The organism is Cecembia lonarensis LW9, from assembly GCF_000298295.1.
GTDB classification, from domain to species: domain Bacteria; phylum Bacteroidota; class Bacteroidia; order Cytophagales; family Cyclobacteriaceae; genus Cecembia; species Cecembia lonarensis.
Window position 1 is genome coordinate 1 of sequence record NZ_AMGM01000238.1, and the last position, 879, is coordinate 879.

At 66.7% G+C, this 879-nt stretch carries 1 protein-coding gene and 1 pseudogene; one reads left to right on the plus strand and one right to left on the minus strand.

Features of this window, described 5'->3' with window-relative positions:
• Positions 1-174, plus strand: a pseudogene (locus B879_RS23960) (cupin domain-containing protein); the annotation flags it as partial.
• A gap of 143 nt (positions 175-317) precedes the next feature.
• Here B879_RS23960 and B879_RS23965 read toward each other — a convergent pair.
• Positions 318-879 (minus strand): maleylpyruvate isomerase family mycothiol-dependent enzyme (locus tag B879_RS23965; RefSeq protein WP_157231793.1); only part of this gene is annotated, 562 nt, incomplete at its 5' end.

An 879-nucleotide genomic window follows, 5' to 3' on the forward strand; every position in this document is an offset into this window, starting at 1 on the left:
GAGCCCGGTGCCTCGATCCCGTTCGCCGAGACCCACGTCATGGAGCACGGCCTGTACGTGCTTGAAGGCAAGGCCGTCTACCGGTTGAACGCGGACTGGGTTGAGGTCGAGGCCGGGGACTACATGTCGCTGCGCGCCTTCTGCCCGCAGGCTTGCTACGCCGGTGGGCCCTCGAACTTCCGTTACCTGCTCTACAAGGACCTAGAACCGCCAGATCGCCTTGTAAGAACGCTGAGGCACCAGCAAGCAGCCGGCTTCCCGAACGCACCACGTTCGAGAAGCCGGCTGCTTTTTGCTGCGGAGAACGTGCGGCTGGTCTACCAGGTCGGCAGCACCGGCAGCCGGCCGTCGGCCTCGATGTACCGGACCTGGCCGCGCGCCAGCCATTCAATCAGGCCTTCGCGGTCGGAGCGCACGCGCAGGTCGCCGTTGCCGATCACCCACTCGTCGCCTTCCTCGGTCAGCAGGGTCATGCCCGGGGCGTCCTTGGCACGCATGGTGCGCACCGCAGCCTCGACCGCGTTGAGCTGGGAGTCCGGGTCGGCCTCCTCGATGGTCCACGCGGTGTCCAGATCGTGGTGGTGCACCACGATCTCTGCGATGCGCAGCGCGATGATGGAGGTGGCGGGGATGATTTTGCCGTGCAGGTTGACCTCGTCGACGGCGAGGTCCCCGGACAGCCGCTCGGTCTGCTCGGCGAAGTATTCCGCGGCCTGGCGGAAGTTCTCGACAAGCTCAACCCGGGGCAGCGCCGCGAGTGCTGCGATTTCCTCGTTGCGGGCCTCCGGGGAGGCGTAGAGCTGCTGTTCGGTGCCGGTGGTGGCCCAGTCGATGAGCTTGACCAAGGTGCGGCCGTTGGAGGCGAGGTGGGCGATGACA